The organism is Amycolatopsis sp. 2-15 (genome assembly GCF_030285625.1).
Taxonomy (GTDB): domain Bacteria; phylum Actinomycetota; class Actinomycetes; order Mycobacteriales; family Pseudonocardiaceae; genus Amycolatopsis; species Amycolatopsis carbonis.
Genome location: NZ_CP127294.1, coordinates 3562869 through 3575047 on the forward strand (window position 1 = coordinate 3562869; position 12179 = coordinate 3575047).

Consider the following 12179-nt stretch of genomic DNA (forward strand, 5'->3'; position numbering starts at 1 on the left):
ACGCACCGAACGCCGCATTGGGGTGCTGGTGTACAGGCGTGGCCTAGCCGAACAGGCGGCGGACGTGGGGCGAGAGACGCAGGTCCGCCGCGGTTTCCGGGGTGGCCCAGGTGAAGTCGACGTGCTCGGCGGGGTTGAGGGTGACCGTGCCGGGGGTGGGTTCGGTGGCGTTGTAGACGCGGGCATGGATCGTGAGCGGGCGGCCGTCGAGGTCGGGCCATGAGAGACGGGCGCGTTCGCCGAGGAGGTGGACGCGCAGGCCCGTTTCCTCGGCCACCTCGCGGACCGCGGTGGTCTCCGGGGCTTCGCCGGGCTCGGCCGTGCCGCCGGGGAGCTCCCAGTGCTCGCCGAGGAACGTGCCGGGCGCGCGGCGCAGGAGGAGGACTGTGGCGCCGCGGGGGACCCAGGCGTAGGCGAGGAGCTTGGTGGTCATGAGAAGCCGCCGTTGGAGGTGAGGAGCTGGCCGGTGACCCAGGCGCCGTCGGGGCCACAGAGGAAGGACACGAGGTTGGCGCAGTCGAGTGGGGTGCCGAGGCGGCCGAGGGGCGTGCGGGTGCGGAGGGTGGTGCTCAGGGGGCCGTCGATCCAACCGGTGTCGGTGGGGCCGGGGTTGACGGCGTTGGCGGTGATGCCGCGGGGGCCGAGTTCCGTGGCCGCGGCGACGATCAGGCGGTCGAGGGCGCCCTTGCTGGCGCCGTAGGGGACGTTGTGGACCACGGCGTCGCTGGTCAGGGCGACGATGCGGCCGGCGCCGTGGGGTCCGGCGAAACGCATCGCGAACTCGCGCATCAGCAGCCAGTTCGCGCGCGTGTTCACCGCGAAGTGCCGGTCGAAGCTTTCGAGCGACGTGTCGAGGAAACCGGAGTCGACGGACTCGCAGTGCGCCAGCACCAGAGCCGTCGCCTCGCCCAGGGAAGCAGCCACGCGGTCGAACACCCAGGCCGCGGCCGACGGATCGGCCAAGTCCGCTTCCACCGAGAAATCCCCGACCTGGACCGGATCCGGGCCCCACGGCATGCGGGCGTCGTAGGCCTGCCAGTGCGTGCACGCGACGAGCCAGCCGTCGGCGGACAGGCGTTCGGCGATGGCCGCCCCGATGCCCGCGCGCCGGCCGACGCCGGTGACCAGGGCGACCGGGCGCTCACTCCTCAATGGCCCCGCCGACGGCGCGCAGGTGCTCGCGGAAGGTCAGCGCGGGGTTGGCCTCGCGGGCGCGCAGGAACTCGGCGAAGCGCACCTGCTCGCGCAGCGTCTTGCCGCCGCGGATGAGCTCGGCCTGGCGCCGCTCGGTGTCGCGAATGGACTCCGCGAGGCGGAACACGTCGTCGGCCTCTGCGGCGGGCACGAAGACCACGCCGTCGTCGTCGCCGAACACCAGGTCGTCCGTCGTCACCTCCCACTCGCCGACGCGCGCGGACTCCAGCGCGTTCGCGGCGCGGTCGGTGAGCGTGAGCGGTCCGGTCGGCAGGGAGCCGAGGCTGAACACGGGCAGCCCGATCACCCGCAGGTCGGCGGTGTCGCGGTGCAGGCCCCAGATCACGATGCCGGCCGCGCCCGCCTTCGCGGCCTCGATCGCCACGAGGTCGCCGACGCAGCTCTCGTCGAGGCGCCCGCCGTTGTCCACCACCAGCACGTCGCCCTCCTCGGCGCCCATCAGCGCCTCCAGGAACACGTCCACGCTGCCCGCGTGCCGCGCCGGCAACACCCGCCCGGCCACGCGCCCACCGACCGCACCCCGCGTACCCGCCGGCGCGCAACGCACCTGCAGCCGCGCGCGGATGCACCCGTCCGTGAGGTGCGCGGTGGTGAGCTTTTCGAAGCGGCGCCGCAGCTCGTCGGGTTTCATTTCCTCAGGCCTTTCTCGCGGCGAGCTGGAAGACGTTACCGGACGGATCCCGCACCATGGCACGAAAATCGCCGTACGGAGTCTCGCGCGGCTCCTCCACCGACGTGGCTCCGGCGGCCAGTGCTCGGGCGTACGTGCCCGCGACGTCGGCCACGTACACGTACAAGAACGCCGGGAACGCCTCCCGCTCCGCCGAGACACCGGAGACCAGCACGAGCGCGTCGCCGAGCCGCACCTCCGCCGGGCCGGGCGTGGGCATGGTGGTGGCCGCGAAAACCGTGACCAGGAACTCCACGGCGGCCGCCGGGTCACCTCCCGAGCCAACCGCGTCCGCGACACGCGCGCAACGAGTTTCAGAAGTCCGCCGCCTTGCCCGTGAACAGCTCCGCGAATGCCGCGGCCACCGCCTCCGAACCGAGCACCCGCCGCAGCCGCGCCCGGGCCAGGAACGGGTCTGCCGCGGCGGGAACGTTGTGGAAGATCTTCGAGCTCCACAGCGAGACTCCTGATACCGCTTCACTCACCCCCCACGGAGGCGACCCACCAGCGAGATCGCCGGCTTCGCGGCGATCTCGCGCGCCTCGGCGGAGCCGAGGCCAAAGACACAGCGACCACGGCCGTCCGCGCCTGCCTCAGGAATCCACCATAAGTGTCGAACGGGACTTAACGCCGCCCGGAACTTTGATCCTTATATCCGATTTCATCGGTTTCTGGTTGAAGTCCTGGTGAATTCCCGGGCGGGAGGTGGTCTCGACCCCCTGTTTCTTCACGTTCCGCACGCATAATTCCCTCCCGGTAGTCCGAACGAGTGGCAGGAGTGTGCGCGTGCCGGGGTCTGTACGTGCCCGTTGGGTGGTGGGGGCCGCGGGTGTCGTGGTTGTCGCTGCTGCCGTGGGAATCGCCTTCGCGGTCTGGCCGGACGGGGCGTCCGCGCAGGATCCGGAGATCCAGATCTCCCGCTCCGCCTGTGGTCAGGGCTGGACGGACCCCAAGGCGGGCCCGCAAATCTTCAACCTCCACAACACCGGTGCCGTCACGTCGGAGGTCGATCTGATCGACCCGAAGAGCGGGGTGATCTACGGCGAGGTCGAGGGGCTCGGCACGGGGACGACCCGGCCCATGTCGGTGACACTCGGTAACGGATCGTACGCCTTCCGGTGCCTGCCAGAGGACTCCTCCGCGATCGTGGGCCCGACGACGACCGTCAGTGGCGGCGCCGAGCGCGGCCCGGGTGTTGCGGCGGTGACGCAGAACGACCTCCTGCAACCGCTCAAGGTCTACGAGGCCAAGGTGACCCAGGGCCTCGACACGCTGGCCACCGACGTCGGCGCGCTCAAGGACGCCGTGCACCGTGGCGACCGCGGCGCGAGCGAGTCCACCTGGCTCACCGCACACCTGACCTACGAGCGCCTCGGCGCCGCCTACGACGCGTTCGGCGACTCCGACGGCGCCATCAACGGCACGACCGCCGGCCTGCCCGGCGGCACGTCCGACCCGGACTTCACCGGCTTCCACCGCCTCGAGTACGGCCTCTGGCACAACGAGGACATGGGCTCGCTCGGCGGCGTCGTCGACCAGCTGGCCTCCGACGTGCAGGACCTGCGCGCCGCCTTCCCCCGGAGCCAGGTGGATTCCAACGACCTCGGCCTGCGCGCCCACGAGATCGTGGAGAACGCCCTGCAGTTCGAGCTCACCGCCAAGACCGACTACGGCAGCGGCACCAACCTCGCCACCACGCGGGCGAACCTCGACGGCGTGCAGACCGTGCTCGACGTCCTGCGCCCGGTCCTCGCCCCGCGTTACCCGCAGCTGTCCGGTGTGGACAGCTGGATGCAGCGGACCGAAACCACCCTCGACGGCGCCTGCAAGCCCGACGGTTCGTGGACGCCCGTCTCGGCGCTCACCGCGCCGCAACGCCAGAAGATCAACGCCGACGTCAGCGAGCTCACCGAGCGGCTCGCCCCGATCGCGGCCATCGCCGAACCCCGGAGGGTTTCGTGACCGCCAAGCCCACCAAGCCCGCCCAGCCCGCCAAGCCCGGAGAGTCCTCCCGCCGGACGTTCCTGCGCCGCACCGTCGTCGGCGCCGGCCTGACCGCCGCCGCGGGCGTGGGGGTCGGCTCGGTCGCCGCGAGCGCCGCCGACACCGGCGCCGGTTCCGTCGCGTTCCACGGCGACCGCCAGGCCGCGATCGTGCGCCAGCCGCCCGCGCAGAGCGTGGTGGCCTCGTTCGACGTCGTCGCCGACAACAAGGCCGAGCTCACGGACCTGTTCAAGGAGATCACCGACCGGGCGCGTTTCCTCACCACCGGCGGCGCCCCCGCGGCGCTCGGCATCACCGCGCCGCCCGCCGACTCCGGCGTGCTCGGCCCGGTCGTGCCGGCGGGCAACCTCGGCGTGGTGCTCGGCGTGGGCTCGTCGCTGTTCGACGACCGCTACGGCCTCGCGGCGCTCAAGCCGAAGAAGCTCAAGCCGATGACGATGTTCCCCAACGACGATCTCGACGCCGCCCAGTGCCACGGCGACCTGTCGCTCGTGCTCTCGGCAGACAACACCGACACCGTGCTGCACGCGCTGCGTGACATCACCCGCGCCACCCGCGGCGGCATGCAGCTGCGCTGGAAGATCAACGGCTTCGCCTCGCAGCCGCGGCCTTCGGGCACCCCGCGCAACCTCATGGGCTTCAAGGACGGCACCTCGAACCCGACCGACGCCGAGTACGACAAGCTGGTCTGGCTCGGCGGTGGCAGCGGCGAGCCCGCGTGGACCAAGGGCGGCACCTATCAGGTCGTGCGGCTGATCCGGATGCTCGTCGAGTTCTGGGACCGCGTGTCGCTGACCGAACAGGAGAACATGTTCGGCCGCCGCCGCGACACCGGCGCGCCGCTGGACGGCGCCGACGAGCAGGACGTGCCGAAGTACGCCGACGACCCCGTCGGCACCGTCATCCCGCTCACGAGCCACATTCGCAAGGCGAACCCCCGGAAGCCGGAGACGGATTCCAGCCGGATCCTGCGCCGCGCGGTCAACTACGACCGCGGCGTGGACACCAACGGCAACCTGGACATGGGCCTGATCTTCACCTGCTACCAGCAGGACCTCGAGCGTCAGTTCGAGGCGGTCCAGAAGCGGCTCGTCGACGAGCCGCTGGTCGATTACATCTCCCCGTTCGGCGGCGGGTACTTCCTGGCGCTGCCCGGGGTGACCGGTCCCGACGACCACTACGGCCGGGCGTTGCTCGCCTGACCGTTTTCCCGAAAGTGCAATTCCCACCACAAGGTCACCGAGATCAGGAGGATTCCCCAGTGGACAAAGGAATCGGCAGACGGCGTCGCCGTTCACGCCGGCTGATCGGCGCGGGAGCGCTCGCTTCGGCCGCCGCGCTGGCGATCGTCACCGGCTCCGCGGCGTCGACCGCCGACGCCCAGGCGCTGCACACGCTGCCGGCGTCGTGGCTGCCGACGCTCACCCCGATCAAGCATGTCGTGGTGATCTTCGGCGAGAACATCTCGTTCGACCACTACTTCGGCACCTACCCCAACGCGACCAACCAGGACGGCACGCCGTTCAAGGCCGCGCGCAACACCCCGAAGGTCAACGGCCTCGACAAGAAGCTGCTGACCAACAACCCCAACGCCTACGACCCGAAGCGCCTTTCCCCCGGCCAGGCGCTGACCTGCGACCAGAACCACAGCTACGGTGCTGAGCAGGCGGCGTTCAACGGCGGCAAGATGGACAAGTTCGTCGAGAAGACCGAGACCGACAAGTGCACGGGGCAGCCGATTCTCTTCGGCGAGCCGGGCCTGGTCATGGACTACTACGACGGCAACACCGTCACCGGCTTGTGGAACTACGCTCAGAACTACGCGATGAGCGACAACTCCTACAACACGACCTTCGGCCCGTCGTCCCCCGGTGCGCTGAACCTGATCTCCGGCCAGACGGGCGGGGCGCAGGCGCTCACCTCGGTGACGCACCAGCCGACCACCGACTCGTACGCCGTCGTTTCCCCCGACAAGAACGGGATCGGCACGGTCATCAACGACCCGGACCCGGCATACGACGACTGTTCGGACAAGAACCACACCGCCACCGAGAACCTCGCCTCGATGCAGGGCAAGAACATCGGTGACATGCTGAACCAGCGCCACGTGACCTGGGGCTGGTTCCAGGGTGGTTTCAAGCCGACCGGCACCCAGAACGGGTTCGCGGTCTGCGGTGCGCAGCACAACAACGTGGGCGGCATCCCCGTGGTGGACTACAGCCCCCACCACGAGCCGTTCCAGTACTACAAGTCGACGTCGAACCCGAAGCACCTGCCGCCGACCTCGGTGCAGGCCATCGGTCAGACCGACCAGGCCAACCACCAGTACGACATGACCGACTTCGACGCTTCGCTGAAGGCCGGCTCGATGCCCGCCGTGAGCTTCCTCAAGGCCCCGGCCTACGAGGACGCCCACGCGGCCAACTCCGACCCGCTCGACGAGCAGCAGTTCGTGGTCAGCGAAATCAACAAGATCCAGCAGTCGCCGGAGTGGCGGTCCACCGCGATCGTCCTCGCCTACGACGACTCGGACGGCTGGTACGACCACCAGAAGTCCACGATCATCAACGGGTCGAAGGACGCCGCGCAGGACCAGTCGGTCTGCACCGGCACCAGCACCAAGCTGGGCACGACCGCGGACCGCTGCGGTTATGGCCCGCGCCTGCCGCTGCAGGTCATCTCGCCCTACAGCAAGGTGAACTTCGTCGACCACACCCGCACCGACCAGACCTCCGTGCTGCAGTTCGTGGAGGACAACTGGTTCACCGGTCGTGTCGGCGGCTCGTCGTTCGACTCCCGCGCCGGCGGGCTGTGGAACATGTTCAACTTCTGGTGGCCGCAGGCGGGCAAGCTCCCGCTGGACCCGAAGACGGGTGCAGTCGTCAAGAACGGGCACCACTGAACACCGCGTAGGACCGAACACCAGTAGTACCCAGTTCCGAAGGCCACCGGGTTTCCGAACCCGGTGGCCTTCGGCCGTCACGGGGGCAGTGCGGCACGGCGAAGGCAGCCGTGCGGGCAGTGCCATTCCGGTGGCGATTTCCGCCGCCAGGTCACAACCCGGGAATGCCCCTTGCGCCGAGGGCCCCCGCACTGATCGAATCGCCGCCATGTCGACGTGGACCGAAACGCCGCGACTGCGGCTGCGCCGGTTCACGCCCGCAGACGCCGGCGCGCTCGCCGCTCTGCACGGTGATGCCGTGGTGATGCGCTTCGTCGAAGACGGGCGGCCCATCGCGCGCGAAGTCGTGGAGTGCGAGACACTTCCGGAGATCCTGGCGGAATACCGGACGTTGCCCGCGGAACACGGTTGTTTCGCGGCCGTAATTGCGGAGACGGACCAATTCGCCGGGTGGTTCTCGGTGCGGCCGGCCACGAGCCGCGGTCTCGACCGCGGCGGTACCGAAGTCGGATACCGCCTGCGGCCCGCGGTGTGGGGGCGTGGGTTCGCGACGGAAGGGCTGCAAGCGGTGCTCCGCAAGGCATTCGCCGAACTCGGTGCCGCGCGGGTCGTCGCGACGACGATGGCGGTCAACACCCGTTCCCGGCGGGTGCTTGAGAAGGCGGGGCTCGGGCTCGTGCGCACCTTCTTCCTCGAGTGGCCGGAATACCTGGAAGGCGCGGAACACGGCGATGTCGAGTACGCGCTGTCCAGAGAGGAATGGGTGTCCAGCACCGCGCGACATTAGTCGACACGATAGGGTTCCCCCAGGCACGTCCTGTAGAAGGTGAAGGAACGACGAACCATGGCGCAGAAGGTTCACGTCGAGATGGTGGACGACATCGACGGCAGCATTGCCGATCAGACCGTCCCCTTCAGCCTCGACGGTGTGAGTTACGAGATCGATCTGTCCGAAGACAACGCCGCCGCGCTTCGCGATGAGCTGGCGCGCTACGTCACCGCGTCCCGCCGTGTCGGCGGGCGCAAGGTGCGCATGGCCGCGGGGCAGGCGCCGAGGGCGACGTCGTCCGCCGCCGATCGGGAGCGCAACCGCCTCATGCGGGAGTGGGCCGAGGCCAACGGCTTCAACGTCTCCGACCGGGGCCGGCTCCCGCGGAGATCGTGCGGGCCTACGAAGAGCGTGAAGACGAAATCGACGAGGTCGAAGAGGCTCCCGCCAAGCCGGCCCGCAAGCGCGCGCCGCGCAAGAAGGCCAACGCCTGAGCTGAGCTTGCCGTGAAAGGGGTCCGTCACCGCGGTGACGGACCCCTTTCGGCGTTCGCGGGGAAGTTTCGCCCAGCATGGTGAAATCACCCGGCGGTGTAGCACTGATGACACGGGACGACCGTGGTGATGGCCACACGACAGCGGCGCCGCGCCCGGGGTAGGGTAGCCAAGCCTAAATGTCCTGTGAGTGAAGGTAACCGACTGTGGCCGAGAGAGCCCGCCCGAGAACACTCTCGCTGACGGCGGGGCTCGTGGTGCTCCTGGTGGCGCTCGTGCTCGCCGCCGTGCTGAGCATCGCCGTCGGATCGCGCGGGCTGTCGTTCGGCACCGTCCTCGACTCCTTGTTCCACTACGACGCCGCGAATCCCGATCACCTCGTGGTGCACGAGCTGCGGCTGCCGCGCACGCTCGTGGGTGTGCTCGCGGGTGTCGCACTGGGACTGTCCGGAGCCGTGATCCAAGGCGCCACGCGCAATCCGCTCGCCGATCCGGGCCTGCTGGGGGTGAACGCGGGCGCCGCGCTGTTCGTGGTGCTGGGCATCAGCACGCTCGGTATCACTACCGTCACCGGATACGTCTGGTTCGGTTTCGCCGGCGCGGCCGCCGCCGCGGTGGTCGTCTACGGGATCAGCGCGCTCGGCCGAGTCGGTGCCACACCGGTGAAACTGGCGCTCGCGGGCGCGGCGGTGACGGCGGCGCTGCAGTCCGTGACGAGCGGGCTGCTGCTCACCGACACCACCACGTTCGACCAGTTCCGCTTCTGGCAGGTGGGCTCGCTGACCGGGCGCGACGCGTCGACGATCACGCAGGCCGTGCCGTTCATCGTGGTCGGCGTGGTGCTCGCGCTGGTGGCGGCGCGGATGCTCAACGCGCTGGCGCTGGGCGAAGACGTCGCCCGTGCGCTCGGGCAGAACGTGGCTGTGGCGCGGGCGATCTGCGCGCTCGCCGTGGTCGTCCTCTGTGGATCGGCGACGGCCATCGCCGGCCCGATCGCCTTCGTCGGGCTGACCGTGCCGCACGTCGCGCGGCTGATCACCGGGCCCGACCACCGGTGGCTCCTGCCGTATTCCGCTTTGCTGGCGCCGTTGCTGCTGCTCGTGGCCGACGTGATCGGCCGCGTGATCGCGCGCCCGGCCGAGGTGCAGGTGGGCATCGTGACCGCCGTGATCGGCGCGCCCGTGTTCATCGTGCTGGTGCGGCGCCGGAAGCTGGTGAAGGTGTGAAGCCGCCGCAGGCGCTCCCCGACGCGCTGAAGGCGGTCTCGGCCGCCCGCCGCCGGGGTGCGGCGCGGGTCTGGCTCGTGTCGATCGTGGTCTTCGTGCTGCTGGTCTCGGTTTTCGCGTTGTCGCTGGCCGTCGGTGACTTCAACGTCCCCTTGGGACAGCTGCCCGGCATCCTCTTCGGCGACGGGACCGGTGCCGGTGCCTACGTGGTCACGGAGCTGCGGCTCCCGCGCGCCGTGGCGGCGGTGCTCGTGGGTGTCGCGTTCGGACTCGGCGGTGCGCTTTTCCAGCGCCTGCTGCGTAATCCGCTCGCCAGCCCCGACGTGATCGGCGTGACACAGGGGGCCAGCGCCGCCGCGGTGATCTGCCTGGTTCTGTTCGGTGTGTCGGGTCCGGTGCTCTCGGCCGCCGCGTTCGTCGGCGCGCTGCTCACCGGCGTGATCATCTACGTGCTCTCGCGCCGCGGCGGCGTGAACGGCTACCGGCTCGTGCTCATCGGCGTGGGGGTCGGCGCGGTGCTCGCGAGCATCGTGTCGTACCTGATGACGTGGGCCGACGTGACGCTGGCGCAGCAGGCGCTGGTGTGGCTCACCGGCAACCTCAACGGCGCGAGTTGGGACAAGGTCGTGCCGCTCGCGATCGCCCTCGTGGTGCTCGGCCCGGCGGCGCTGCTGCTCAGCCGCGCGCTCACCGGGTTGCAGCTGGGCGACGACACCGCGGCCGGGCTCGGCCTGCGCGTGGAACGCATGCGCCTGCTGCTGCTCCTCGTCGCCACCGCGCTCGCTGCGTTCGCCACGGCGGCGGCCGGACCGGTGAGCTTCGTGGCGTTCGTGGCGAACCCCGTGGCGACGCGGCTCGTGGGCGGCGCCCGCGTCGGCCTCGTCGCGCCCGCCCTCACCGGTGCGCTCGTGACGCTGCTCGGCGACTTCGTCGCGCAGCACCTGCTCGGCACGCAGCTGCCGGTGGGTGTCGTGACCGGGGCTGTCGGCGCGCCGTACCTGCTGTACCTCCTCGCCACGGCGAACCGGGCCGGCCGAGTCTGAGAGAGAAGGCGCGTGAAACCGACGACACCCACCCTGTACACCGAAGGTCTCGAGCTCGGCTACGGGCCCGTGACCGTGGTGAAGGACCTCTCGGTGCGCATCCCCGAGGGCAAGGTCACCATGATCGTGGGGACCAACGCGTGCGGTAAGTCGACGCTGCTGCGCGGCCTGGCGCGCCTGCTCGCACCCTCGGCCGGTGCGGTGTTCCTCGACGGCGAGCGCATTTCCTCCTTGCGCAGCAAGGACGTCGCGCGGGTGCTCGGCCTGCTGCCGCAGTCGCCGACGGCGCCGGAGGGCATCACGGTCGCCGACCTCGTCGGCCGCGGCCGCTACCCGCACCAGGGCGTGTTCCGCCGCTGGAACGACGAGGACGACGACGCCGTGGCGCGCGCGATGCTGGCCACCGACACCGTGGAGCTCGCCGGCCGGCCCGTCGACGAGCTTTCGGGCGGGCAGCGCCAGCGCGTGTGGATCGCGATGGCGCTCGCGCAGCGCACTCCGTTGCTGCTGCTCGACGAGCCCACGACGTTCCTCGACATCAGCCACCAGGTCGAGGTGCTCGACCTGCTCGCGGACCTCAACCACAACGACGGCACCACCGTCGTGATCGTGCTCCACGACCTCAACCTCGCGGCCCGCTACGGCGATCACCTCATCGCCATGAAAAACGGGTCGATCGCCGCCGAGGGCGCTCCCGGCGACATCCTCACCGCCGAGCTCGTCGAGGACGTGTTCGGCATGCCCTGCCGGATCATCGCCGATCCCGTGTCCGGCACCCCCATGGTCGTCCCGATCGGCCGCCACCGCGCCGCTGCCCCCACCACCCAGCCCTAGGAAGGAACATCCCACGATGGCCAGATGGACCAAGGTCGTCGGCGTCCTCGCCGCCGCCACGCTCCTGGGCGCGTGCAGCCAGCCCGCCAACACGACCACCTCGGGTGTGGGGGACAAGGACGTCGCCACCGGCGGCCGCCTGTTCTCCACCGCCGACACCGAGACCGCCAAGCTGAAGGCCGACGTCGGCCCTGGCGTCTTCCCGCGCACGGTCACCCACGCGCTGGGTCAGACGAAGATCGAGAAGGCGCCCACCCGCGTGGTCGTGCTCGACAGCGGTGAGCTCGACGACGTGCTGGCGCTGGGCGTCACGCCCGTCGGCATGGCCACCACCGCCGGCCAGACCGGGGTGCCGAGCTACCTCGCAGACCGCGCCAAGGGCATCCCGACGATCGGCAACACCGACAACCTCAACCTCGAGAAGATCGCTTCGCTGCAGCCGGACCTGATCCTCGGCAGCAAGCTGCGCGCCAACGACCTGTACCCGCAGCTGTCGAAGATCGCGCCGACGGTGTTCAGCATCCGCCCGGGCTTCCCGTGGAAGGAGAACCTGCTGCTGGTGGGCGCGGCGCTGGGCCAGGAGAACAAGGCCGTGGCGGCGCTGAACGCGTACCAGAAGAAGGCCGACGAGGTGAAGGCCGGGATCAAGGGCAACCCCAAGATCTCCTTGCTGCGCTTCCACTCCACGGGCATCCGGATCTACGGCGACCTGTCGTTCATCGGTGTGATTTTCAAGGACGTCGGCCTGCAGCGGCCGGACAACCAGCACATCAACGAGCTGGCCAAGCAGATCTCGCGTGAGCGCATCGACGAGGCCAACGGCGACTGGATCTTCTACTCCAGCTACGGCGCGGGCCCGAACGCCGACGAGAAGGCCGTGACGAGCAGCGGGCTGTGGGCCGGTCTGAGCGCCGTGAAGTCGCAGCACGCCATTCGGGTCTCCGACGAGGTGTGGTTCCTCGGTCTCGGCCCGATCGGCGCCGACCACGTGCTCGACGACCTGAAGAAGTACCTCGGCTGAC

At 70.0% G+C, this 12179-nt stretch carries 13 protein-coding genes and 1 pseudogene; 9 read left to right on the top strand and 5 right to left on the bottom strand.

Annotation, left to right across the window (positions count from 1 at the left end; all coding sequences use genetic code 11):
• Positions 1-43 precede the first annotated feature (43 nt).
• From QRX50_RS17540 to QRX50_RS17560, 5 genes are read right to left on the bottom strand one after another with little or no spacing between them, the layout of a single operon-like run.
• Positions 44-433: an NUDIX hydrolase gene (locus QRX50_RS17540; RefSeq protein ID WP_285973007.1), complete on the bottom strand. Its 390-nt coding sequence runs from the start codon at positions 431-433 to the stop codon at positions 44-46.
• Positions 430-1152, bottom strand: coding sequence for an SDR family oxidoreductase (locus QRX50_RS17545; protein ID WP_285973008.1), 723 nt, complete (start codon positions 1150-1152; stop codon positions 430-432). The genes QRX50_RS17540 and QRX50_RS17545 overlap by 4 nt, the downstream gene beginning before the upstream one ends.
• Complete coding sequence (locus tag QRX50_RS17550) at positions 1142-1846, bottom strand: RraA family protein (RefSeq protein WP_285973009.1); 705 nt, start codon at positions 1844-1846, stop codon at positions 1142-1144. The genes QRX50_RS17545 and QRX50_RS17550 overlap by 11 nt, the downstream gene beginning before the upstream one ends.
• A 4-nt stretch (positions 1847-1850) precedes the next feature.
• The gene (locus tag QRX50_RS17555; RefSeq protein ID WP_285973010.1) at positions 1851-2141 is read right to left on the bottom strand and encodes a VOC family protein; all 291 of its coding nucleotides are present in this window, start codon (positions 2139-2141) and stop codon (positions 1851-1853) included.
• Between the two features lie 58 nt (positions 2142-2199).
• The gene (locus QRX50_RS17560) at positions 2200-2370 is read right to left on the bottom strand and encodes a hypothetical protein (RefSeq protein WP_285973011.1); all 171 of its coding nucleotides are present in this window, start codon (positions 2368-2370) and stop codon (positions 2200-2202) included.
• Positions 2371-2737: 367 nt separating this feature from the next.
• Between QRX50_RS17560 and QRX50_RS17565 the strand changes: the two genes are divergently transcribed.
• From QRX50_RS17565 to QRX50_RS17605, 9 genes and pseudogenes are all read left to right on the top strand, one after another.
• Positions 2738-3847 carry an EfeM/EfeO family lipoprotein gene (locus tag QRX50_RS17565; RefSeq protein WP_285973012.1) on the top strand — a complete coding sequence of 370 codons (1110 nt, stop codon included), beginning with the start codon at positions 2738-2740 and terminating at the stop codon, positions 3845-3847.
• Complete coding sequence (locus QRX50_RS17570) at positions 3844-5091, top strand: Dyp-type peroxidase (protein ID WP_285973013.1); 1248 nt, start codon at positions 3844-3846, stop codon at positions 5089-5091. Before QRX50_RS17565 ends, QRX50_RS17570 begins: the two co-directional genes overlap by 4 nt.
• Before the next feature lie 59 nt (positions 5092-5150).
• A complete protein-coding gene (locus QRX50_RS17575) occupies positions 5151-6791 on the top strand; it encodes a phospholipase C (protein WP_285973014.1) in 1641 nt (546 codons plus the stop codon).
• Between the two features lie 130 nt (positions 6792-6921).
• Positions 6922-7578: a GNAT family N-acetyltransferase gene (locus QRX50_RS17580; protein ID WP_353074123.1), complete on the top strand. Its 657-nt coding sequence runs from the start codon at positions 6922-6924 to the stop codon at positions 7576-7578.
• Between the two features lie 57 nt (positions 7579-7635).
• Positions 7636-8054 (top strand): annotated as a pseudogene (locus QRX50_RS17585) (histone-like nucleoid-structuring protein Lsr2).
• Positions 8055-8260: 206 nt separating this feature from the next.
• Entirely contained in the window at positions 8261-9280 is a 1020-nt protein-coding gene (locus tag QRX50_RS17590) for a FecCD family ABC transporter permease (protein WP_285973015.1), read from the top strand.
• Complete coding sequence (locus QRX50_RS17595) at positions 9277-10323, top strand: FecCD family ABC transporter permease (RefSeq protein ID WP_285973016.1); 1047 nt, start codon at positions 9277-9279, stop codon at positions 10321-10323. The genes QRX50_RS17590 and QRX50_RS17595 overlap by 4 nt, the downstream gene beginning before the upstream one ends.
• Positions 10324-10335: 12 nt before the next feature.
• Entirely contained in the window at positions 10336-11157 is an 822-nt protein-coding gene (locus QRX50_RS17600) for an ABC transporter ATP-binding protein (protein ID WP_434533281.1), read from the top strand.
• A 16-nt stretch (positions 11158-11173) separates the two neighbouring features.
• Positions 11174-12178 (top strand): ABC transporter substrate-binding protein, encoded by a 1005-nt coding sequence (locus QRX50_RS17605; protein ID WP_220243623.1) that lies wholly within the window; start codon positions 11174-11176, stop codon positions 12176-12178.
• The last annotated feature ends 1 nt before the right edge of the window (position 12179 follow it).